The organism is Pseudomonas fluorescens (assembly GCF_902497855.1).
GTDB classification, from domain to species: domain Bacteria; phylum Pseudomonadota; class Gammaproteobacteria; order Pseudomonadales; family Pseudomonadaceae; genus Aquipseudomonas; species Aquipseudomonas fluorescens_BI.
The window spans coordinates 18,849-41,780 of record NZ_CABVHU010000001.1 but is presented as its reverse complement, the minus strand read 5'-3'; the positions used below and the strand labels follow the sequence as shown (position 1 = coordinate 41,780).

The 22,932-nt window shown below is 59.5% G+C and carries 21 protein-coding genes and 1 pseudogene; 6 read left to right on the top strand and 16 right to left on the bottom strand.

Going from position 1 to position 22,932, the window contains the following annotated elements; translation table 11 throughout:
- Positions 1–59: 59 nt before the first annotated feature.
- A complete protein-coding gene (locus F8N96_RS00190; protein WP_150796047.1) occupies positions 60–710 on the top strand; it encodes a TetR/AcrR family transcriptional regulator in 651 nt (216 codons plus the stop codon).
- Here F8N96_RS00190 and F8N96_RS00185 read toward each other — a convergent pair.
- A complete protein-coding gene (locus tag F8N96_RS00185; RefSeq protein ID WP_150796046.1) occupies positions 667–1,614 on the bottom strand; it encodes an AraC family transcriptional regulator in 948 nt (315 codons plus the stop codon). The genes F8N96_RS00190 and F8N96_RS00185 overlap by 44 nt on opposite strands.
- A gap of 199 nt (positions 1,615–1,813) precedes the next feature.
- Here F8N96_RS00185 and F8N96_RS00180 point away from each other — a divergent pair, with 199 nt between their 5' ends.
- Both F8N96_RS00180 and F8N96_RS00175 read left to right on the top strand, forming a co-directional pair.
- Complete coding sequence (locus F8N96_RS00180) at positions 1,814–2,767, top strand: diiron oxygenase (RefSeq protein WP_150796045.1); 954 nt, start codon at positions 1,814–1,816, stop codon at positions 2,765–2,767.
- A gap of 69 nt (positions 2,768–2,836) precedes the next feature.
- Positions 2,837–2,932: pseudogene (locus F8N96_RS00175) on the top strand (MAPEG family protein); the annotation flags it as partial.
- A gap of 85 nt (positions 2,933–3,017) precedes the next feature.
- On the opposite strand, the gene F8N96_RS00170 reads toward F8N96_RS00175, so the two are convergent.
- Positions 3,018–3,782: a tetratricopeptide repeat protein gene (locus tag F8N96_RS00170; protein WP_150796044.1), complete on the bottom strand. Its 765-nt coding sequence runs from the start codon at positions 3,780–3,782 to the stop codon at positions 3,018–3,020.
- A gap of 323 nt (positions 3,783–4,105) precedes the next feature.
- Between F8N96_RS00170 and F8N96_RS00160 the strand changes: the two genes are divergently transcribed.
- Together F8N96_RS00160 and F8N96_RS00155 are read left to right on the top strand one after the other, a co-directional pair.
- Positions 4,106–4,936 carry an alpha/beta fold hydrolase gene (locus tag F8N96_RS00160; protein WP_150796043.1) on the top strand — a complete coding sequence of 277 codons (831 nt, stop codon included), beginning with the start codon at positions 4,106–4,108 and terminating at the stop codon, positions 4,934–4,936.
- Positions 4,937–5,030: 94 nt separating this feature from the next.
- Complete coding sequence (locus F8N96_RS00155) at positions 5,031–5,771, top strand: Mut7-C RNAse domain-containing protein (protein WP_150796042.1); 741 nt, start codon at positions 5,031–5,033, stop codon at positions 5,769–5,771.
- 218 nt (positions 5,772–5,989) lie between these two features.
- Here the strand turns inward: F8N96_RS00155 and F8N96_RS00150 are convergent, their stop codons facing one another.
- Positions 5,990–6,928, bottom strand: a complete 939-nt coding sequence (locus tag F8N96_RS00150) for a LysR family transcriptional regulator (RefSeq protein WP_150796041.1) — start codon at positions 6,926–6,928, stop codon at positions 5,990–5,992.
- Positions 6,929–7,055: 127 nt separating this feature from the next.
- On the opposite strand from F8N96_RS00150, the gene F8N96_RS00145 reads away from it, so the two are divergent.
- The gene (locus tag F8N96_RS00145) at positions 7,056–7,445 is read left to right on the top strand and encodes a tautomerase family protein (RefSeq protein WP_150796040.1); all 390 of its coding nucleotides are present in this window, start codon (positions 7,056–7,058) and stop codon (positions 7,443–7,445) included.
- 71 nt (positions 7,446–7,516) lie between these two features.
- Here the strand turns inward: F8N96_RS00145 and F8N96_RS00140 are convergent, their stop codons facing one another.
- The 13 genes from F8N96_RS00140 to F8N96_RS00080 form a co-directional block, all read right to left on the bottom strand.
- Positions 7,517–7,888: an enoyl-CoA hydratase-related protein gene (locus tag F8N96_RS00140; RefSeq protein ID WP_224789453.1), complete on the bottom strand. Its 372-nt coding sequence runs from the start codon at positions 7,886–7,888 to the stop codon at positions 7,517–7,519.
- Between the two features lie 87 nt (positions 7,889–7,975).
- Positions 7,976–8,611, bottom strand: a complete 636-nt coding sequence (locus F8N96_RS00135) for a TetR/AcrR family transcriptional regulator (protein ID WP_150796039.1) — start codon at positions 8,609–8,611, stop codon at positions 7,976–7,978.
- An 80-nt stretch (positions 8,612–8,691) separates the two neighbouring features.
- Positions 8,692–10,215: a CoA-acylating methylmalonate-semialdehyde dehydrogenase gene (locus tag F8N96_RS00130; RefSeq protein ID WP_150796038.1), complete on the bottom strand. Its 1,524-nt coding sequence runs from the start codon at positions 10,213–10,215 to the stop codon at positions 8,692–8,694.
- Between the two features lie 173 nt (positions 10,216–10,388).
- Positions 10,389–11,276, bottom strand: a complete 888-nt coding sequence (locus F8N96_RS00125; RefSeq protein ID WP_191630681.1) for a LysR family transcriptional regulator — start codon at positions 11,274–11,276, stop codon at positions 10,389–10,391.
- 71 nt (positions 11,277–11,347) lie between these two features.
- A complete protein-coding gene (locus tag F8N96_RS00120) occupies positions 11,348–11,854 on the bottom strand; it encodes a RidA family protein (protein ID WP_150796036.1) in 507 nt (168 codons plus the stop codon).
- 29 nt (positions 11,855–11,883) lie between these two features.
- Complete coding sequence (locus F8N96_RS00115; RefSeq protein ID WP_150796035.1) at positions 11,884–12,279, bottom strand: c-type cytochrome; 396 nt, start codon at positions 12,277–12,279, stop codon at positions 11,884–11,886.
- Positions 12,280–12,289: 10 nt separating this feature from the next.
- Complete coding sequence (locus tag F8N96_RS00110; protein WP_263596445.1) at positions 12,290–13,894, bottom strand: flavin monoamine oxidase family protein; 1,605 nt, start codon at positions 13,892–13,894, stop codon at positions 12,290–12,292.
- On the bottom strand, positions 13,891–15,234 hold the full coding sequence (locus F8N96_RS00105) for an amidohydrolase (protein WP_224789452.1): 1,344 nt from the start codon (positions 15,232–15,234) through the stop codon (positions 13,891–13,893). The genes F8N96_RS00110 and F8N96_RS00105 overlap by 4 nt, the downstream gene beginning before the upstream one ends.
- Positions 15,235–15,349: 115 nt before the next feature.
- On the bottom strand, positions 15,350–16,678 hold the full coding sequence (locus F8N96_RS00100; protein ID WP_150796034.1) for an MFS transporter: 1,329 nt from the start codon (positions 16,676–16,678) through the stop codon (positions 15,350–15,352).
- Positions 16,679–16,728: 50 nt separating this feature from the next.
- Positions 16,729–18,015: an OprD family outer membrane porin gene (locus F8N96_RS00095; RefSeq protein WP_224789451.1), complete on the bottom strand. Its 1,287-nt coding sequence runs from the start codon at positions 18,013–18,015 to the stop codon at positions 16,729–16,731.
- Positions 18,016–18,134: 119 nt separating this feature from the next.
- The gene (locus F8N96_RS00090; protein WP_150796032.1) at positions 18,135–19,427 is read right to left on the bottom strand and encodes an ArgE/DapE family deacylase; all 1,293 of its coding nucleotides are present in this window, start codon (positions 19,425–19,427) and stop codon (positions 18,135–18,137) included.
- Between the two features lie 174 nt (positions 19,428–19,601).
- On the bottom strand, positions 19,602–21,095 hold the full coding sequence (locus tag F8N96_RS00085) for an aldehyde dehydrogenase (protein ID WP_150796031.1): 1,494 nt from the start codon (positions 21,093–21,095) through the stop codon (positions 19,602–19,604).
- 31 nt (positions 21,096–21,126) lie between these two features.
- Positions 21,127–22,773: a thiamine pyrophosphate-dependent enzyme gene (locus F8N96_RS00080; protein WP_150796030.1), complete on the bottom strand. Its 1,647-nt coding sequence runs from the start codon at positions 22,771–22,773 to the stop codon at positions 21,127–21,129.
- Positions 22,774–22,932 lie beyond the last annotated feature (159 nt).

Here is a 22,932-nt window from a genome sequence, read left to right as displayed (position 1 = left end):
CGTTGTCAACGACTTATGTATCGATTAGTATTTATCTCGTCCTCCAGAGGAATCTTGCAATGGCGCAAATGGGCCGTCCCCGCACCTTCGACCGCGACCAAGCCGTGGAACAGGCCTTGCACCTGTTCTGGCAACACGGCTACGACGCCACCTCCCTCGCTCAGTTGAAAGCCGGCTTGGGGGGCGGGATTTCCGCGCCGAGTTTTTACGCCGCGTTCGGCTCCAAGGAAGCGTTGTTCGATGAGTGCGTGCAGCGTTACCTGGCGACTTTCGCCCGGGTCACCGAATGCCTGTGGGACGAGAGCATGCCGCCACGCCAGGCCATCGAGACCGCGCTGCGCCAATCGGCGCGCATGCAGTGTGAAGACGGCCATCCCAAAGGCTGCATGGTGGCCCTCGGCGCGATGAGCGCGCCCAGCCCGGAGAATGCCCGGGTGGCCGATGCCCTGACCCGGTCCCGCGTTCGCACTCGCACGGGGATTCTGGCGTGTGTCGAGCGAGGTATCCGTAGCGGTGAGTTACCGGACACTGTCCACGCCCCCGCGATGGCTACGGTGTTCGACAGTTTCCTGCAGGGGATTTCCATCCTCGCTCGGGATAACACGCAGCATGAGGTCATCGATGCGGCCATCACCCAGGTACTGCTGACGTGGGACATTGCAGCCTCTACCTGCGCCAAGTGCCGGGCGACACACCGAACTGGCGCTTGAATGCGCGACTGAACGCCGCTTCGGATTCGTAACCCACTGCAAAGCCGATTTGCGCCACATTACCGCGACCTTCGCGCAGCTGTTGAGCCGCCACGTGCATGCGCCAGAGGGTCAGGTATTGCATCGGTGGCTGTCCGACCAGGGCGGTGAATCGCTCCGCGAACACCGAGCGCGACATGCCCACTTCCAGCGCCAGGGCTTCTGCCGTCCAGCCCTCGGCTGGACGAGCATGGAGCAGCGCCAGTGCGCGCCCGATAGATGGGTCTCGCAAACCCGCCAGCCACCCGCGCCGCTCAGCCGGGAGGCTCGCGACATACTGGCTGACGGCTTCGACGAACAGCAATTCCGACAGCTTGGCGATGACCGTCGTGGAGCCGACGCGCCCCGCCGCGATCTCACTGATAGCGAAACGGAACGAGCTTTCAATCCAGGCACCCGAAGCCGTCGCGCGCACGTCCAGTTTCAATAAGGATGGCAGGGACGACAGTAACGGACTGAAGGGTATTTCAGAGCCGAGGAATCCGCACAATAACTGCGTGGCCTCGCCGCCCCCGCCGTACTTGATTCGTGAAATGCCGCCGACTTCCGACCGTTGAATAACTTCGCGCCCCGGCATGGGCGCAAGGTTCAGGTCGCTGCCAAAGGAGTGAGCGTCATTGCGTGGAAGCAGAATGAGTTCGCCGGCCCGTACGTCGACGGCGGCACCCCCGTCGATGCGTAATTGCATGTGCCCCGCGGTGACAAAATGCGATGCGATGACCTGTCGGGGGGCCGCCAGGAACGGCTTGCAATCGTCCGCGGAAATTCTTCCGTTGATGCACCAGGGCGCAGTGAATTCGGCCTCGAGGAACACCCCTCCGGACAGCCGAATCACCCGCAAGACATCAGAAAACGCATCCAACACCGGCCAGCCCTCCCTTCTGGAGTCTGGAGCATGTAATCAGGCGCATCGATCATTCTTCGCCTGAACTGCGAGGCCTAGATTAGCACCAACGCGAACTCGGTGATCGAGGCTCTCCCCGGAGTCTTCACCAACGGTCATTGGGTCCGGCGTCAACCGCAATGGCCCCCTTCCAACTCGACCAGGGAAGCAGGAGATCGATATGAACAGCATCGCTACCGTACCCGGCTCAGATTCGGGCAACGCCGCCCGTTACGCACAAATCGTCAGATCATCGAAGAAAACGCAATGGCAGATCGATCGCGATTTGCTCCAGGACCGACGTTTCGACTTCTCGCGCAAATTCTTGCCCGACGGACTCTCGCGGATCGACGGCCTGACCTTTCTCACCCCGGACGAGGCGCGCCTGCTCAGTCAGATTCAGGGCCGAACCTATGCCTATATATTTGGCCTGGTCGAGCGTTTCATCAGTGCCAAAATGCTCGATCAAGGTCGGGCCCATGTATTTGACGACCAACTTGCACTCGAAGCGCTGGTGCACTTTTCCAATGACGAGATCAAGCACCAGGAGCTGTTCCGGCGCATAGAGGCGATGATGGGCGCGCAATTGCCAGCGGGATATCGTCAAGTGGCCGATCCAAACGATGTGGCGCGCGCGGTACTGGCAGCCAGCAGCTGGTCGGTGCTGGCACTGACCTGTCATATCGAACTGTTTGTGCAAACGCACTACAAGCAAAGCATCGCCCCGCGCGAGGAGTTGTGCCCACTGTTCAAGGATGTCTTCAAATTTCACTGGATGGATGAAAGCCGGCACGTCGTGCTCGATGAACTGGAGTGGAAAGCCGAGCACGCGAAACTCTCGCCAGCCGAGCACGACCAGGCCGTGAACGATCTGATTGCGCTGGTGGCGGCGGTCGACGCCATCCTGCAAGCACAATCGGCAGCCGATGCCGACTACTTCATTGGCAACGGTCCACGCTCGTTCAGTGTCGATGAGACAGCGCAAATCAAAACCTCGGTGCTGAGCGCCTACCGCTGGCAATACATTGTCTCGGGCGTGCAGCATCCACACTTTGGCCGGCTGCTGACGGGCATGACGACCCCTGCGCAGATGTCCAGGATTCAGACCGCGCTGCAACCCATCATGGGTCAATGATCGACAGCGGCGACCGGGCCCGCGTCGGTGGAATGACGTGTTGAAAATGATTGCTTGAGGATGGCGGCCATGACCATACCGATGTGGACGCTGCTTGGATTTGCGACCTGGACTTTGCTGCTGTTGATGGCAACGGTCGGGGTGTATCGCTGGGTGTGTTTTCTCGTGCTCATTGCCATCGCCGCTGGTTACGGCGCAGGCCTGCTCGGATAGCAGGATGGCTGTCTGCCAGAAGTGGACACGCGCAAACTCAACCGTGCACCAAGTAGGCGCCTGACGGAACCCGATGTCGCAGCTTCTTGCATTTGCCGGGTTTGGGCTGATGCCCCGGCGGGCGATCGGGAAACCAGATTCGGCATTTACCCGGAGGCGGCAGATGGCCGCGGGGAATCTCAACCTCATCGTACGCAGGTGCTGGCTCGACGGAAGCCCTTTGCAACTTTCCTTCGGGGCGAGGCCTGCCAGCCGTCGGTGAATCCAATACCTGGTCTGCCTGTGCGCGAGCGAAGTTGCCAGCGTCGCGCCCAGTGTCCGGAGTGGATGGTTCAACAACGGCCATTTGCGCTTCGCGGCGCCTTTGGGTCTCCTCTTCCAGCCCCTTCTGTACTGCGACCAGGTTCTCTTTGGCATTGGGTGGGGCATTCGAAGCCTGCGCTTTCTGCGCCGCCTGGATCAGTTGGAAGTTGCGGTTGCGTAACTCAACGTTGCGACCGACCCCTATGTTCGAACGCGCCGCCAAGGTTTCAGCCTGCTGGTACTGCCCCTGCTGAAGGCGCAACACACCGAGGTAATGCAGGGTCGCGGGATTGTTCGGCTGGATATGCAGGGCACGCTCCAGCGTGGCAGCGGCTTGGTCCAACTCGCCATTTTCATACTGCCGCGAGGCGGTTTCGATCAGGGTGGTTGATGCGCTGTTACTTTGCGCTGGCGCTCTTCGTTCGGCAGCAACCGAACACAGCGATGCGACCGCGCAGAACACCAGGATCAGACTTGGCAGAAAACTCTTGGTTGGCATCTGGGGGCGGACTCGACTGATCTCGAACGACACGGCCGTAGAACAGACCACAGCGCTGCTCGGCATTGGCGATACAGGGCCCCAATTGACCTGGCCATAACCCTGAAGTTCCCGCTACAACGGCCACCGTAACCAGTATCTTTTTTTTTCGGCAGGGCTGAAAACGGCTGTTATCAAAGGCGCCAATCCGCCGATTTTCGCCAGTTCGCCTATTCTCATATTCCACCCAAAAAAACCAATGACCTTAAAGCTGACATTCAACCTAAAGTCATTTCGCGGCCTTGCTCCGATCATGGCCTCCATTTCATACAGGGGATGCGAACATGGGGTACGTCACTACGCAGGACGGTGTCGAGATCTTTTACAAAGACTGGGGTCCACGCGACGCCCAAGTGATCTTTTTCCATCACGGATGGCCACTGAGTGCGGACGACTGGGATGCGCAGATGCTGTTTTTCCTGGCGAACGGCTACCGGGTCATTGCCCACGACCGGCGCGGCCACGGGCGATCCACCCAGGTCTGGGACGGGCACGACATGGATCACTATGCCGATGACGTCGCGGCGGTCGTCGACCATCTCGGCGTGCAGGGTGCAGTTCATGTGGGGCACTCCACCGGAGGGGGCGAAGTCATCCATTACATTGCTCGCCACGGCGAAGACCGAGTGTCGAAGGCCGTCATCATCAGCGCCGTGCCGCCGTTGATGGTTCAGACCCCGAGCAATCCGGACGGCTTGCCCAAGTCGGTTTTCGATGACATGCAGGCACAGCTGCAGGCCAACCGCGCACAGTTCTACCATGACGTTCCAGCCGGGCCTTTCTACGGTTATAACCGCCCGGGTGCGCAACCGTCCGAGGGCATCATCCGCAACTGGTGGCGGCAAGGCATGATGGGTTGTGCAAAGGCGCATTACGATGGGATCGTGGCCTTCTCCCAGACCGACTTTACCGAAGATCTGAAAAGCATCACGATCCCGGTGCTGGTGATGCATGGGGATGACGATCAGATTGTGCCTTATGCAAACTCCGGGCTGTTGTCAGCCAAGCTACTGCAAAACAGCACGCTGAAAACCTACTCGGGCTACCCACACGGAATGCCGACAACGAACGCCGATGAAATCAACGCCGATTTGCTCGCTTTCATACGGGATTAGGCCACTGGGGGGGCGGGTGAAAATCCTGCCCCCCTATCTTCTCCAGTCACCGGACCAGACTCACTCATTCCGCAGCTCTGCCATACTGTTCAACATGACCAGAGCAACCTTCCGCTTCTACGAGGAGCTCAACGATTTCCTGCCGGCCGAACGGCGGCGGCAGGCCTTTACCTGCGAGTGCGCGCGAGGGGCGACGGTCAAGCATATGATCGAGGCGCTCGGGGTACCGCACACGGAGGTCGAGCTGGTGCTGCTCAACGGCGAGTCGGCGGGCTTCGAGCGGGTGATCTTCGACGATGACCGGTTGGCGGTGTATCCCAAGTTCGAAGCGCTGGACATCAGTCCGCAGTTGAAAGTTCGGGCGCAGCCTTTAAGGGTGCTGCGCTTCATCGCCGATGCGCATCTGGGCGGGCTGGCCAGCCTGCTGCGCATGAGTGGCTTCGACACCCTCTACGACAATGGCTTCGAGGATGGCGAGATCGCCGGGATCGCTGCGCATCAAGGACGTATCGTGCTGACCCGCGACCGCGAACTGCTCAAGCGGCGGATTATCAGCCACGGCTGTTACGTGCATGCCCTGAAACCGTCGCTGCAACTGCGCGAAGTGTACGAGCGCCTCGACCTGGCGCGTAGCGCGCGGCCCTTCAGCCTGTGCCTTCATTGCAACCTGCCGCTGCACGAGATCAGCCCGGAACTGGCCCGGCCGCGGGTGCCGCCACGGGTTGGCGCCCTGTATTCGCACTTTCTGCATTGCAGCGCTTGTCAGCGGATCTACTGGGAGGGTTCGCACTGGCGCAGCATGTGTGCATTGCTGGCGCCGCTGCTGGACCGATAGCCGCTGTTCAGTCGCGCGGCCTCATGCCTTGCATCGCTTGAGGATGCCTTCGCCGGCAAGCCGGCTCCTACAGGGGTTCGGGATCAGACATGGATACTGCGCCCGGCGAAGATCAAATGTAGGAGCTGGCTTGCCAGCGAAGGCGATTCACATTCAACGATTATGTTGACTGGTCCGCCGCCTTCGCCGGCAAGCCGGCTCCTACAGGTGATCGAGTGTCAGCTGAAACCGGCGGTGAACCGCCCGCGCAGGTAGTCGACAAAAACGGAAACCGCTCTGGGCACATGGGCGGAATAAGGACGTACCAGGTAAATGTCTTCCGGAAAGGCCCCGACTAATTTCCACGTGGGCAGCACCTGCACCAGTGCTCCGCTCTTGAGCCCGGCCTGGGCGCTGAAGTCGGGCAACAGCGCGATGCCCAAATCGGTCAGGGCCGCATCACGCAAGGCTTCGCTATTGTTGGTGGCAAAGCTGCCTTTGATGGGAACCGTCAACCGTTTCTCCTCCACTTGCGCGGCGGCGGGGCCTTCAAACGCCCAGGCAGGCGTATCGTTGCCGCGCGGGTAGTACAGGCAGTTGTGTTCGACCAGATCCTGCGGATGCTGAGGTTCTCCGAATTGCTCCAGATAACTGCGGGTCGCCACCAGCAACGAGCGCGTCGCGCACAACTTCCAGGCGACATGGGTATCCGGGATCTGATTGCTGTGCCGTACCGCCAGATCGAAACCCTCCGAAGCGATGGAGGAAATATGATCGGAAACGTCCAGCTGCACTTTGACTTCGGGATAGTCCTTGAAGAAGCCGGCCAGTTCCGGAATCAGTTGCTGGCGCGCGAACGCGACCGGAGCCGTCAGCCGTATGAGCCCCCGCGCCACCCCTGCAGAGTCTCGAACATCGGAAAAACTGCGGGCAATGTGTTCATAAGCACTGCGCACGTCACGCACCAGTGCGTTGCCCGCATCGGTCAACCGCACACTGCGTGTCGTGCGCAGCACCAGGCTCAGCCCCGTGGCTTTTTCCAGTTCGGCAATCCGCTGGCTCACCGCCGACTTGCTGACCCCCAGTCTGATCGCCGCCGCGGTATAGGTGCCCTGCTCGGCAAGGATCGCCAACCAGTGCAGGTGGGTCCAGAGCCTTTCGACTTCCACTTTGATCATGATTTGATTGTTCTCCCTGGGAAACAATTAATTCGATTTTCGCGCCTCGTCATGAACAAAGCAAAGGCTTAGTGTGGGCATCAAGACCTGCGGTGCAGGCATCCCCTCCCTACACGAGATGACCCCCATGCCTCTGATGAAATTCGATGTTGTAGAAGGTCGCGACGATACGCAGCTCAAAGCGTTACTGGATGCGGCACACCGTGCGATGGTCGTGGCTTTTGAAGTGCCCGAGCGTGATCGTTATCAGATCGTCAATGAACACCGCCCCAGCCGCATGATCGTCGAAGACACCGGGTTGGATATCCCGAGAACCAAAGACGTGGTCATTGTCAGCGTCACCAGCAGACCGCGCAGTGAAGCCTCGAAGATCAAGTTCTACGAGCTGCTCACCCAGGAGCTGCAGACCCATTGCGACATCCAGCCAAGCGACGTGATGGTGTCCATTGTGATCAACGACGATGCCGACTGGAGTTTCGGCCATGGACGGGCACAGTTTCTGACGGGTGAACTCTAACCCTCATACGGGCGTTGCAGGGGAGCGGATTGCATCATTGCTCCCCTGCCCCTGCTTCAAACACCCCTCCTTCAACGATGGCGGAAAACCGGGGCTCGCTTGGCGAGAAATGCCTGCATGCCTTCCTTCTGGCCGTCGGTGGCGAATGCGGCCTGGAACAATCGCCGCTCGTGCAGCATGCCTTCGGTCAGGCCCACTTCCTGCGCGCGATTGACCGCTTCCTTGGCCATTCGCACGGCGGGGGCGTTGTAGCCGGCGATGGTGTGCGCGGCCTCCAGTGCGGTTTGCAGCAGATCGGCCGAAGGCGCGACCCGGGCGACCAGCCCGGCAGCCTTGGCTTCGCTGGCGTTGATGGTGCGCCCGGTGAGGATCATGTCCATCGCCAGCGCCTTGCCGCGTGGATAGAGCAATTCACGGCCGTTGAGTCCGGCCGATGGGCTCACTCATTGCGACGCCTCACTTCTTACGAACGATGCACACACTTCCATATTAATTAGACCGATCGTATATTAATTGGGAAAAAAAAGAGCCTAAGACCTCAGGCTCATCAAAAACATGTCTGCAAATACCCGTAACGGCTCCCCGTTGCGTTCAAGCTTGGCGCGCAGCACAGCACCTTCCCAGCCAATCCAGAAAAACGCCGCCAAACGCGCGCTATCCGCCTTCGTGGAGATTTCGCCGGCGGCCTTGGCTGCATCCAGGCACCGCTCGAACCGGGCCTCCCAGTCCAGCAGCACATCGGTCAGCTGTGCCCGGAAGGACTCCGGAAGCGCACCCATCTCCTGCCCCAAATTACCGACGAGGCAACCCCGACGGAACTCGAAGCGCTGCATGCCGCGTTCCGCTTCCTCGCAAAAGGCTTCGATGCGCTTGAGCGGAGTCAGGCTCTCGTCGAGCAGAAACCGGTCGAGCTTGCGCACGAAATAACGGGCATACAGCGCGATCAACTCACTGCCGTAAGCTTCCTTGCTCTCGAAGAAATGATAGAAAGAGCCTTTGGGCACGCCGACCGACTTGAGTATTTCGTCAATGCCGGTGGCCGAAAACCCTTTCTCCGTCAAGGCGGCGACGCCTGCACGGCACAGGGTTTCACGGGTCTCTCGGTAGTCGCCTGCGGCCTTCGCCGGGCGACCGCGCTTGCGCGGGGTAGCAGTCATGTAGGTCATGGGCCGATTATTAGACTGATCGTCTAGTTTAATCAACCGATATCTCACACCGGCATCCCCCGCACTGAAAAACAGCCGTTTTATTGCGCGGTCGGCATCGCAAACTCGGCACCTTTGCCGATGCTTTCCGGCCAGCGCTGCATGATGGATTTTTGCTTGGTGTAGAAGCGCACGCCCTCCTCCCCATACGCATGCATGTCACCGAACAGGCTCTTCTTCCAGCCGCCAAAGCCATGCCAGGCCATGGGTACCGGGATGGGCACGTTGATGCCGACCATGCCGACCTGGATGCGACGGCTGAATTCGCGCGCCACGTTGCCATCGCGGGTGAAGCAGGCCACGCCGTTGCCGAACTCGTGGTCGTTGACCAACTGCACCGCGGTGGCGAAATCGGGCACGCGCACGCAGGCCAGCACCGGGCCGAAGATTTCTTCTTTGTAGATGCGCATGTCCGGGGTGACATGGTCGAACAGCGTGCCGCCCATCCAGAAGCCTTCTTCGCACCCTTCGCCGGCGTCCGCGCTGTTGAAATGACGACCATCCACCAGCAGTTGCGCACCCTCCTTGATGCCCTGCTCGATGTAGCCCGTGATCCGGGCATGGGCGGCCGGCGTGACGATCGGGCCCATTTCAGCCGCCAGGTTGCTGCCGTTGAGGACCTTCAACGCCTTGGTACGCTCCAGCAGTTTTGGCATGACTTTGTCAGCCACGTCGCCGACCAGCACGGCCACCGAGATCGCCATGCAGCGTTCGCCCGCCGAGCCATAGCCCGCGCCGATCAATGCGTCGACCGCTTGATCGACGTCGGCGTCAGGCATGATCACCATGTGGTTCTTCGCACCGCCCAGGGCCTGCACGCGTTTGCCATGGCGAGCACCGGTCTCGTAGATGTAATTGGCGATCGGCGTGGAGCCGACGAAGGACACCGCTTTCACATCCGGGTGGACCAGCAGCGCATCGACCGCCTCTTTGTCGCCTTGCACCACGTTGAACACGCCGTCAGGCAGACCGGCCTGTTTCAGCAAATCCGCCATGAACAGGCTGGCACTCGGATCGGTCGGGCTTGGCTTGAGAATGAAGGTGTTGCCCGCCGCGATCGCCACCGGGAACATCCACATCGGGACCATCACCGGAAAGTTGAACGGCGTGATGCCGGCGACGACACCCAGGGGTTGGCGCAGCGTCCAGTTGTCCATGTTGGTGGACACCTGATCGGAGAAGTCGCCCTTGAGCAACTGCGGAATGCCGCAAGAGAACTCAACGATGTCGATGCCACGGGCCACTTCGCCCTGGGCATCGGTGAAGACCTTGCCATGTTCGGCAGTGATCAGGTGCGCCAGTTCGTCTTTGTGCTGGTTCAACAGTTCCAGAAATTTGAACAATACCCGGGCCCGGCGAATGGGCGGCGTGTTCGACCAGGCGGGAAAGGCAGCCTCGGCGGAAGCCACTGCGGCATCCACGTCCTGCGAGTTGCCCAGGCGCACATGGTTGCTGACTGCGCCGGTGGCCGGGTTGTAGACGGGTTGAGTGCGCACACCGCTGCCGACGACGTGGACGCCGTGGATGTACTGGGCAATTTCTTTGTTGTCGCTAACGTTGCTCATGTCAGGTCTCGCTGCGGTGAAGGAATCTGAATTTCACCTCCACAGTAGGCAGCGGTTATCGCCTTGACTACGGCAATAATGTGAATTGATTGTTCGGTTTAGTGAACAATCCATTGGTGCATGTCGAGATGCGCGGCCTGTATGGTTTCGCCTTACGACAACCCTGCAAGGAGCTAATAGGTGCTATGCAAAAAATCCTTGAGGCGCTGCGCCAGGCTTTCCAGGGTCAGGGTGCTGTAATGCTGACGATCCCACGCGGCATGCAGAGTCACCCCGAGATTCACCTCCGGTGTGCGTGCCGATGCCTGGATCAGCACGCCATGCAGCCCATAGCGCGGCAAATCCGTGACAACCCCCACTCCCCGCCCATTTGCCGCCAACGCCTGGATGATGGGTGATTGATCACACTCCTCCACCGACGAATACCGCAGACCTTCCCGTGTCATCGCCAGATCCAGCTCAAGACGACTGACGCTGGAGCTGCTTGGCAATAACAACGGTTGGGCCGCCAGTTCGGCAAGCGTCACCATGCTCAACTGTTCGATAGCCCAGGGATGACTGTCGTTCACATAGGCTCGCAGCGGTACCAGGCCTAATTGCAGAGTGGCGCAATCATGCTGCGGTGTTACCGGCGAGACCACCATGTCCATCCCGCCATGAAGCAGTTCGTGCAACCCGAAATGCGACGATTCGTGGGTGAGGATCAGGGGATCCTCGACCTTCAACGTGCTGATAAAAGGCGCGATCAACCCGGCGATCGTGGCGTACGTCGCACCCAGGTGCAGACGCTTGATATGCCCCTTGGACCAGCTCTGTGCCGCTGCTTTTACCGACCGTGCGTTGCTCAACAGCTGCCGCGCCAACGGCACCAGTTCGCGACCGGCCGGTGTCAGCCGCAAGCGGTTGCGCTGATTATCGAAAAGCTTGAAGCCCAGTTCGCCTTCGAAACTTTGTATCTGTCGACTCAGGGCCGGCTGCGCCATGTGCAATTGCGGGGCGGCAGCGGTCACCGTGCCAAAATCGACTACGGCGAGAAAACACTCGACACGGCGTAAGTTCATGGCGCCTTTACCCTTTTGCATGCCTGAAAAGAAGCGCAGCCCAGTGGCTGCGCTTTTAGCGTATCAGTCGGTCAAGGACGTACCGCCGTGACTTCTATTTCAACCAGGTAGCCCGGATTGGCAAGACCGGCCACCTGAAACACTGAGCGAGTGGGCAGCAGCGGTTGTTGCGCCGTGCCGAAAAACCGAGTGTAACCTTGCATGAAACCGGCAAAATCCATGTGGCCTTGCTTCGCCGGATCCCCCACCAGGTACACCTGCATTTTCACCACATCACGCATGCCCATGCCAAGGCTCTTCAGCGATTGCTCGATACCCTGCAGGACATTGACCGTCTGGGCCTGGGTGTCACCATAGGCGGCGACACTGGTTTTGTCCTGATTGGCGTGGATCACCGACGGCACCGCACCACTGAAATTCACCAGCGTAGCGTTTGCCGGAATCTCGATGGCCAGCGCGACCGGGAAATCGGTCCCTGGAATTTTGTGACGGATCACTTCACTGGCATTGGCTTGAGCGAGCAGCATAAAGATTCCAAGACTGGCGGCGAGTGCCGGATTGACGAAAGAACGAGGCATCAACATTTCTCTACTAAGAATGGGAAAACTCATCGGCCGGTCAATGCTTTTACCGTTGCCATATTGACCGGTTCATTGAATGCATTACCGTTGTGGGTGCGGATGTAGGTCACCACCGCCGCGATCTGTTCATCGTCCAGCAAACCCTTGAAAGCAGGCATGCCGCCCTGCCCTTGAGCCACCATGAACACCGGATAGGCGTCTGCCGATAAGCGCGGATTGTTGGCCAGGGCCGGATACGCGCCTGCACCCCGGGCACCTTGGCCTTGATCCATGTGGCAGCCTTGGCAAATCGCCTTGAACAGGTTCTCGCCCTCTCGCTGATCGAAATGCTTGCCAGGGATCGACACCTGCGGGTCGAGTGCACTGGCCTGCCCGCTCGCCAACGCAATCACCCACACCGAGGCACAATAAAATCGTTTCATGGTTAGCTCCTCAGGCCTGTGCGGTCGGGCGTCCGACAATGTGTGCATGCAGACGGGTGATAGCGTCCTGAGCCGAGAGAACGGCGCCCTCCTGCCACGCGGGCAGTTGCGAGGCGTGTTCACCGGCCAGTACGAGGCGCCCATCGATCTGACACAGATGGCTGTAGTGGGCGGCACGCGAAGCCTCGGTCCAGGCCCCATAGCACCCGTTGCTCCAAGGCACGCGATGCCAGCCAACAGCGATGCCGTTGTCGAATTCGACCGGGTACTGCGGGTGGACCTGACTGCCGTATTCGACGGATTTCCTGATCCGTTCTTCTGGCGTCATTGCTGTGAATTCGAAGGCGTTGTTGTTTTCCCAGAGATAGCCCCCGAGCACCACGCCTTTACCGCGACTGCCATAATCGCAATTGGGATAACCGATCTGCTGCATGGGTGAGTCCGTGTAGCTCACCCCGCCATAGATATGTTCGTCCTGCTCCCAGAAACGTCTTTTGAACTGCAAGCCGATTTTGACCGACGCGTTGTAAGGTACCGCCCGAATGGCGGCCTGCATCGGCGCGCCGCAATCCACAGGGATCTGGCTGAGGATCGACAACGGCAGCGTGCATACGCACCAATCGGCTTGTTCCTGGCGAGAGGGGCCGCCCTGGCTGCTTTCCCAGGTGACGGTCACGCCCTGATCGCTCTGTTGGATGCGGGTGACTTTGCTATTGAACTGGATCAAGCCGTCGAGCTGGCGAGCGAACGCCTGGGCGATCATGTCCATCCCCCCCACTGGCTGAAACAGCGTGGTCTGGAACTCATGCAACTGACCGACCATGAGGTACAGCCACATGCCGGATTGGAGCAGCGCCTGGCGATCGATGATTTCCGAGGGTTGAGCCCCAGGCATCAGGCCGCCACCGGCATCCACGGCAAAGCCGCGACGAAGGCTGGTGTTCGACGATTTCCGGTACTCATTGCCCGCACCAAGCCCGGCCCATACACGCAGGCTTTCCAGGAGTTTTTGCCGGTCTTGGGCAGTGACTTCCTGATCCAGCGCCCCCTGGTTGACCGCCTTGCTCAGCAGCTCGGCAATATGCCCCTGGTAATCGGCCTGGACTTCGCGATAGCGTTTGGGTTTGCCGCCGAACGCCTGACTGTTGTGCACCAGAGCGTTATGGTTGACCTGTACGAAGGGCTCGAGTTTGACCTCGAATTGCTTGCAGTAATCCAGAATGGCATGGTGATGGTAGGGAATTCGCCAAGGCCCCGGATTGAAATAAAGCCCCTGATCAAATTGGCAGGTCTGAACGGCGCCACCCAATTCGGTGAAGCGATCGCCCCCACGCAGGGTCCAACAGCGACCGCCGGCCTTGGCGTTGTACTCCAGCACTTTGACCTTGTACCCCGCCTTGCGCAGTTCATAAGCCGCCGTCATGCCTGCCAGACCCGCGCCCAAGACCAGTACCGTCGTGCCTTTTGGCGCCTGGCTCAGCTTGAAGTCGCCGGTATACGTCGACTCACCGGCAAAACTCAAGGCGCTCATGGCCTGGTACATCGCGGCCGCACCGGCGGTGTTGCCGATCCAGCGCAGCAACGTGCGTCGTGTCACTTTACGTTGATCGATCATGACGACTTGGCTCCCAACCCCGCGAGCAGTGGATAGTTGAGAACGAACTCGACGTGGGCCCGTACACCGGTCTTCAGCGTGGCATCGTCGACGGTAAAAAACGGGCTGTGATTGACGGGCGCCTTGAGCATGTCCTGATCCGCAGAAGTCGCTCCCAGGAACACGAACAGTGCCGGGACCTTTTTGGCGTAATGGGCGAAGTCCTCACTGGCGGGGGAAAAATTCGGGGTTGTTTTCGCGTTGCCGTCCGCGGCCTTCTTCATCGACGCCGCCATCATTCGGGTCAGGCGCTTGTCGTTCATCAGGACCGGCGCGTATTCGGAAAGCTCGACTTTGGCCGAGACACCATTGGCTTGGGCGACATGCTCGATCATCGGCGGCAACTGCTTCAGGATGCCGTTACGGATCTCGTTGTCGTTGGTACGCACCGTGCCCAGCATCGACAAGGTGTCAGGAATGATGTTGCCAGCCGTGCCGGCGTTGATGGCACCAATAGTGACGACACCCATGCCTTGACTCAGGTCTGCGCGACGACTGATCAGGGTCTGCAATGCCGTGATCATTTGCGCACTGGCCACCACCGGGTCCGCACCCTTCCAGGGCATCGAGCCATGCACTTGTCGTCCATTGACGGTAATACGCAGGCCATCGGCACTGTTGAGCACAGGCCCGGGCTTGTAGCGAATATGTCCGCTGGGCAGCCCGGCCATGACGTGCAAGCCGAAGATGGCTTCAACTTTTGGATTGTCCAGCGCGCCCTCGGCAATCATTTTCCGCGCACCGATTTCTGCGCCCTGGGTGAAGTTATCGATGTTCGCGCCACCCTCCTCGGCTGGCTGAAACACGAATACCACGGTGCCGGCAATCTGGTCACGGTGGTCGGCCAGCAGCTTTGCCGCACCCAGCAACATCGCGGTATGGGCGTCGTGCCCACAGGCATGCATGACCGGGACTTCCTTGCCCTGGTATTGCGCCCGGGCGGTACTCGCATAGGGCAGCCCCACAGGTTCCTGCACCGGCAACGCGTCAATGTCGGCGCGTAACGCCATGACCGGCCCCGGCTTACTGCCCTTGAGGACGCCGATGACTCCGGTATTGGCGACCTTGGTACGAACCTCGATGCCCAGTGACTTCAAACGCTCGGCAACCAACTTTGACGTTTCAAACTCTTGATTGCCCAATTCGGGATGCTGGTGGATCTGGTGCCGCAGCGCGATGACGGCGGGCTCTTCCTGCAAGGCAGCGGCCTTGACCCAGTCATTGGGCTCGCTGGCTTGCGACGCCGTGTGGACGGCGGCGGCAAGCATTGAAACGAATAGCATCGGATAGATGGATTTCATCGGAACACTCTTTAACGAACAGGCACACCTCTCCCGCCCTTGACGATGCGAGGAGAAATCATGCGTGTTGGAAAAAAGGGTCATCGCCGTGCTGGCCGATCACCCTGAGGAAAGCTCAGTCAGGCTGGTGGCGTGTCACGAACAACGTGATGATCGTGGCGCACAGCGAGATGGCGGCGATAAGGCTCAGGAGCAGCGCAGGCCCCCATGACTTGCCATCCGATAGCATCAGGAACCCTGTGGCCAGGGCCGGCATGAACCCCGCTATCAGGCCGGACAGGTTGGCCGACAACCCCAGGCCGCTGTAATGCAGATGCGGTGGAAACAGACGGGTCAGCACATTGCCGATCGGCGCGTAGGCCACCGTCGCCAATCCCAGACCAAGGACCATGGCCAGGTTGATGTACATGGGTTCACGGGTATCAACCAGCCAGAACATCGGGAATGCCAACACCAGGGTAATGACGTAACCGATGATCACCGTTTGCGTCGAGCCAATGCGATCGGCCAGCTTGCCGGCCGCCACCAGGGTCACCATTTGCATGAGCGCGCCGCAGGTCAACGCCGTGAGAATGACGTGGCTGGGCAAGTTCAGCGTCTTGGTGACATAGCTGATCATGAACGCGGTAATGATGAAGAAACCGGCATTGCAATAGAGGTAAGTGGCGATGCCCAACACCAGCCGTCCCGGGACTTGGCGGAACAGTTCGAGCACCGGCATTTTTTCTGTTTTGTTCTCGCTCGCCAGTTGTTTGAAAGCCGGGGTTTCTTCGACTTTCCAGCGCAACCACAACGCTACGCCGACCAACACGATGGACACCGCAAACGGCACACGCCAGGCCCACTCCAGGAAGGCGTCACCCGGCAAGGAAGCGGCCAGGGCGACAGCACCCGACGACAGCAAGGTGCCCGTGGGCGAGCCCAGTTGCACGATGGCGGCGTACAACCCGCGTTTTTTCGGCGGCGCGTATTCGATCGCCAGCAAGGTCGCCCCGCCCCACTCTCCGCCGGCAGCAATACCTTGCACGGCACGCAGGATAGTCAACAGGATGGGCGCGACAATCCCGGCCGTGGCGTAAGTCGGCAGAAAACCGATCATGGTCGTCGCCAACCCCATCATCAGGACCGTGATGACCAGTGCGCTGCGCCGGCCATACTTGTCACCGATATGACCGAAAATCACCGCCCCCAACGGACGGGCAGCGAAGCCGACACCGAAGCTCAAAAACGCGCCCATGACCGAAATGGCGGGGACGTCGCCCGGAAAAAACAGCGGAGCGAACACTATCGCGGCAACGGTGCCGAACAGGAAAAAGTCGTACCACTCCAGGGCAGTGCCGATATAGGCCGCGATCACGATCTTGCGTGTCTGCGCCGCATCGAAACTGACCGGGGTCGAAGCTGGCCCGTCGGTCGAACTCACGGGGAGCGTAGTGGATTTCATGGGTACTCCGGTTTTGTATGCTGTTATGAGTGGTTACGGGCTGCGGCAGATCAGAAAATCTTGAACGGCACGTTGACGATCAGGCGGAACTCTTCAAGGTTGCCTTCAATCTGGTTTTCGCTCGCGCGATGCCAGGCATAACCACTGAGTAGATTCACGCCTTTCAACTGCCCTGACTGGACGACGTAACTGACGAAGGTTCCAACCTCATAGTGGCTTTCGTCACTCTGCTTGAGCACGGACGAATAGATACCGTCGGGCCCGCCATCATAGTGAGTGCCATCAATTCCCCAGCCCTTGATGTACCAGAGGATGGTCTTGAAACCTGGAACGCCATACGCGGCGAAATCGTTGATGTAATTGACCTGGAATGAGCGTTCGTTGGGGCCGTTGTAATACGAGAGCATGGTGTTTGGCAGATTGATCGCATTCGACTCGGCCACATAGTCGAAGTACTCGTCGCCCTTGATCTGTTGCAAGCCAACTTTCAGCATGTGGTTCTTGTAAACAGGCGTAATGCTCAGGCCATAAGCCTGCTGGTCGATCTTCCCGGCCACTTCCTGGCCACTGGACTGGGTGTTGTAGAAGTCAAACTGGATATCGGTGGTGATTGCATCCCAGTTGAATTTCTGCCCCAGCCCCACGTATTCACGGTCCCAGACGTCCTCGAAACGCGAGACGTAAGCACTGGCGCGCCAGCCGTTGCTGGCCAGGTAGTCGGCACCGGCGTAAGCCACCCAGTCACTGGTGACCAGTCGGTTACCGAAACTGGGGGTCAAGTCCTGACTGCCTGCCCCGGTGCGCGGCGTAGCCCGGTCGAAGTACCCGGACTTGATTGTCAGGCCCTTAACGTCATGACTTTCCAGGGAAACACCGTCGAACGCTGCCGGAAGCGTGCGTGTATCGGAATAGCCCATCACAGGCGTCTTGACCTGGTGCCTGCCGACTTTCAGCACCGTGTCGGATACTTTGAATTTCAGCGCCGCGACACCCACCTTGCTCCAGTCATCCACCACATCGCCATCTTTGTCGACCAACAGCCGGTTGCTGCCACCGGCGGTCGCCAACTTGCCGCGTTCAAGCGCAACGGCAGCGTACGCCGACAGATCAAGACCGAAACCGACCATGCCTTGGGTGAACCCGGACACATAATCAAGCTTGAAACCCTCAAGCCAGGCCGTGCGGTCGCGCACGGCCCGCCGCCCTTGGGATGTTTGCGCGGAAAAGTAAGTGTCCTTGCGCCCGATTTCATGGGAGTACCACTGCCGGGTATTAAGCGTCAGCGAACTGTCTTCGATGAAGCCGGTGTCCTTGGCCTGTACAGCCATTGGAGCCATAAAAAGAGCGGCCGCAAGCGACCCGGCCACCTGAGGTGCCGAACGAACCATTTGCATAACTGAGCGCCTTATAATTTTTGTGATGGCAGGCAGGAAGGTGAAGTTGAGTTCTCTGGTTTTTATTTGGCGTGGTTGAGTCCGCACCAGCGGGCGATGAACACCGCGAGAACCTTGGTGACATCCATCATGCTGTCGATCGAAACCCACTCATCGATGCCGTGTATGGAGCCACCGACAGGGCCATAACAGGTCGCGGGGATACCGCCGTACAAGTTGAAAAACCGCGCGTCGGTGGCGCCTTCAAACGTGACCAGCGGCAATGCTTCACCGATCACATCGGCATAGGTACGTCGCAACGAAGTGATCACCGGCTGGTTCATGTCGATCTCACACCCCTGTGCCTGGAACCCGCCATAGGTGACCTGGTACTGGGCTGACAGATGAGCCGGGTGAGCGAGGAACAATGCGTCGAGCCGGGCTTCGACTTCAGCCTTGATCTGCGCCACGGTTTTTTCGGGATAAAAACCAATGCGAATATCCAGCCGACACATCGACGGAACCGAGGACGTCCATTCACCGCCCTGGATCTTGCCCAGGTTGAAATTGATCGGTTTAGGGTGGTGGCTGTAGCAGTGATGCCGGTTGGCAGGCTCGTTCCACTCGTTTTCCAGCGACTTGAGGCCGGCGAACAGCGCCAATGCAAGATCAACGGCGCTGCTGCCCTGAGTCGCCATGGCCGCATGGGCCGGCTTGCCGCTGATTTCCAGCGCCAGCCAGAGCACACCCATCTGGCACGTCATCAAACCCGCTGTCGGCTCGGTGATGATTGTAGCGTCTGCGGTGTGCCCGGCGACCAGGCAGGCCAACGCGCCGTTACCCGTGCATTCTTCTTCGATCACCGACTGGAGAATGACCTTGGCAGCCGGCTCGTAACCCAGTCGCTTCAATGCCTTGAACGCCATGATGTAGCTGACGATCCCGGCCTTCATATCGGATGCGCCTCGGCCAATCAGCTTGTCGCCATCGATCCAGGGCTGAAACGGCGGTTGGGTCCACAGGCGTTCATCACCGACTGGCACCACGTCGATGTGCCCGTTGAAAATAATCGACTTGCCCTGCACCACCCAAGGCCGATGAGTGCCGATGACATTGACCCGGCCTTCATAGGAAACCAGCGATGGCGAATACCCCGGATGATCCTTGATCTGGCTTTCGTCGATGGTCAGCGCTTGAACTTCAAGTTCCAGGTCATCTGAAAACACTCTTTTCATAACGTCTTGCGCCGATTGCTCTTCACCCAGGAGCGATGCATGGGAGACCAGCTCACTCAACAGGGTGACCGATTCGTTGCGCAGTGCTTCGACCGCGGCGACGATGTCTTGCTCGAGCGCATTGATGTTTATTGTTTTCATTTTCAGGTCCACAGGTAACTGGATGTGATGTGGGACGAGCGTAAATTCAGCGAACCATGCCGTCCAATGCTGAATTGTTGGACTATCGATACCTTAAACGCATGGTATTGGTTAACGAAAAACCGCTCCGACATCCGTGTTGAGCGGGGTTAGGATAACCAGGCGATAACCGAGCTACAGCTTGATCCAGGTGGCTTTGAGTTCTGTGTATTTGTCGAACGCATGCAACGACTTGTCACGACCGTTACCCGACTGCTTGAAGCCGCCGAACGGTGCGGTCATGTCGCCACCGTTGTACTGGTTGATCCAGACACTGCCCGCACGCAACGCTTTTGCCGCCAGGTGCGCCTTCGACAAATCCCGCGTCCAGACCGCTGCCGCAAGCCCGTACGGGCTGTCGTTGGCGATCTCTACCGCCTGCTCCAGAGTGTCGAAAGCGATCACGGACAGCACGGGACCGAACACCTCTTCCCGGGCAATCCCCATGGCATTGTCGACCTCGTCAAACAGTGCCGGCTCGACATAGGCACCGCCACTTTCAACACGCAGTTGCCGACCTCCACTGCGCAAGGTCGCGCCCTGTTCTTGCGCCTCGGCAATGTGCGCCAGGACGCTTTCCAGGTGCTGGTGATCCACCACGGCACCCGCCATGCTCGAAGGGTCCAGGGGATGTCCGGGTGTCCATGCCTGCAACGCTTCAATGACCTTGGCAACGAAGTCGTCTTTGATACTGCGCTCGACCAACAGGCGCGAACCCGCCGTGCAGACCTCACCCTGATTGAACGCAATGGCCGCCGCAGCGGCTTGCGCTGCCACATCCAGATCCGGAGCGTCAGCACAGACAATGTTGGGGCTTTTGCCGCCAGCCTCGAGCCACACCCGTTTCATGTTCGACTCCCCGGCATACACCAGCAACTGCTTGGCAATACGGGTGGAACCCGTGAACACCAAGGTGTCGACGTCCATGTGCAGCGCCAGCGCCTTGCCAACGGTGTGACCGTAACCGGGCAACACGTTGAACACACCCGCGGGAATGCCCGCGTCCAGCGCCAGTCGAGCCAGACGAATCGCGCTCAATGGCGAGCGCTCCGAGGGTTTCAGGATCACCGAGTTGCCGGTGGCGAGTGCGGGTCCGAGTTTCCACGCACTCATCATCAAGGGGAAGTTCCACGGCACGATCGCCGCGACCACGCCGATCGGCTCCCGCGTCACCAGACCCAATTGATCGTGAGGCGTGGCAGCGACCTGGTCGTAAATCTTGTCGATCGCCTCGCCACTCCAGCGGATGGCTTCGGTGGTTGCAACCAGGTCCATTCCCAGCGCATGAGCAATGGGTTTACCCATGTCCAGGGTTTCCAGCAACGCCAGTTCTTCACTGTGCTGCTCGATCAACGCCGCGAAACGCAACATGACTTGTTTACGTGCGGACGGCGCCTGGCGAGACCAGTGTCCGGCCTCGAATGCCCTGCGCGCCGCGGCGACCGCCAATTGCGCGTCGACGGCGTCGCAGCTGGACACTTGACCCAGCACACGCCCATCCACCGGGCTGATGCACTCGAACGTTGCGCCATCGGTCGCCGCTGTATAACGCCCGTCGATAAACGCACGGGTTTCGATCGGCAGCGACAGCGCGCGCTGCTGCCACTGAGCATGGGTCAATTGGGACATGGGGGATTCCTTGGCCAGAGAGGGAAGTCAATCAGCGGTGCAGATCGCTCATGCGCATGTCCGGACCGAGAAGGTCCTGGGGGATGCGTATCTCGATGATGCTGAACGTGTCGCTGCCGAGCGCTCGATCAAGCGCCCCGGCGAATTCTTCGGTCTTGATCACCCTTTCGCCGTGACCACCGAACGCGCGGGCGTAGTCGGCGAAATCCGGGTTGACCAGATCGGTGCCGCTGATGCGCTGAGGATGATGGATTTCCTGGTGGGTCCTGATGGTCCCGTACATGCCGTTGTTCAAGACGATAATCAGCGGCTTCACCCCCAGGCCTCGGGCCACCGTCAGCTCCTGGCCGTTCATCATGAAGCAGCCATCGCCGGCCACCGAGACCACTTGGCGCTGTGGGTGCGCCAGGGCGGCAGCGATGGCGGCCGGAACGCCGTAGCCCATCGACCCGTTGCGTGGCGCCAATTGCGATGGGTAGCCGTTGAAGCGCAAGTAACGTCCGGCCCACCCGGCATGATTACCCGCCCCCCAAGTACCGATGGCATCGTCTGGCAGCGATCGCTGCAAGTGCTCGAAAATAATGTTGAGGTCGATATTACCGCCCAGATCAGGCGGCTGACGGTAGCGTTCGCCCGCCTCACGCAGCCCTCGGGTACGGTCACCCCAGCGCACCGGTGACGATGGCGTCAGGGTGTCCAGTGCAGAGGCAAAACAGGGCATGTCCGAAATGATGCGCAACGCTTGAGGATGCATCGCGCCCAGGCAATCACTGTCAGGTAATACCGTCAGCAATTTGCAGGCATGACCTTGTATCGGCAGGAGTGCCCAGCTATCGGTCACAATGTCGCCTAACGGTGAGCCAATTCCAATGACCAGATCAGCTTCTCGCAAGGCATCAGCCATGATTTGCGAGCGACCATAACCCAGTGACCCGACATAAGACGGTGACCGATGGTCGATCAGGTCCATGCAGTTAAAGTCGACAGCCACTGGCAACTCATACCGTTCGGCCCATTGCTGGACCTGTCGGGTGGCCTGGGGCGTCCAGCCTCCACCGCCGAGAATCACCAGCGGCTTCAAAGCAGTGGCCAACAGGCGCTCCAACTGGGCAATGGCGTCCTGTCCGGGGACGCTTTGCAATGTATGTATAGGTTCGACGGCCTGAGCCTGCACCCGATCACGCAGCATGTCCTCCGGCAGTCCGATGACTACCGGGCCCGGCCGACCTGTGCGCGCCAACGCAAAGGCCCGAGCGACGATTTCAGGAATTCGCTCGGCGTGCTCGATCTGGAACACGCCTTTGGTGGTGGTGCCGAACCAGCCGTTCAGATCGAACTCCTGGAAAGACTCTCGGTAGGTTTCAGCGCGTGGAATGAGCCCGACAAACAACACTAAAGGCACACTGTCTTGCCAGGCAGTGTGTAACGCAACCATGGCATTGGCCGCACCGGGACCGCGCGTGACCATGAACACGCCCGTCTTTCCAGTTATTCGAGCGTGGGCATCGGCCATGTAGCCCGCCCCGCCCTCCTGCCGACAAACAACCAGCTTGATTGGCGAATCGCGTAAGGCATCAAGCACTTCCAGATAACTTTCACCTGGAACGCAAAATACTGTCTGCACGCCTTCAAGAGTTAATTGATCAACGACAAGTTGGCCACCACTGCGTTCGGACATCGCCCATTCCTCGATAATTTTGAGATACCGGGCGCGCCAGGCGCCTCAGGTAATGGGGCAAAGCCTAAGGACACGGAACAATGTCGTCTAATGCTGAATAATTGTAGTTTCAATGCTTTTTTTACATGGGGAATTCGCTACTGGAAACTCGTCATGCTG